Below are 293 nucleotides of genomic sequence, written 5' to 3' on the forward strand. Positions count from 1 at the left end.
CCGGGTGGCACGGGCCGGTTCGGCCGGCGGCTCGGAGCTGGCCGCTCGCCTGCTCGCGCTGCCTGCGGCCGAGCGGGAGCAGGCGGTGCTCGACCTGGTCCGGACCCGCATCGCCTCGGTGCTTGGCTACCCGGACACCACTGCCGTGGAGGCGGGCCGGGCGTTCAAGGAGCTCGGTTTCGACTCGCTGACGCCGGTCGAGCTGCGCAACGAGCTCAACGGCGCGACGGGTCTCCGACTGCCGGCGACGCTGGTGTTCGACTACCCGAGCCCGGTCGCCCTGGCGGCCTTCC

1 protein-coding gene is annotated in these 293 nt (G+C 74.4%); it reads left to right on the plus strand.

The window, feature by feature from the left end; all coding sequences use genetic code 11:
* On the plus strand, positions 1-293 hold a 293-nt coding region (locus UK12_RS35405), incomplete at both ends, for an acyl carrier protein (RefSeq protein WP_045307334.1).

This window comes from Saccharothrix sp. ST-888 (genome assembly GCF_000955975.1).
In the GTDB taxonomy this organism is placed as follows: Bacteria; Actinomycetota; Actinomycetes; order Streptomycetales; family Streptomycetaceae; genus Kitasatospora.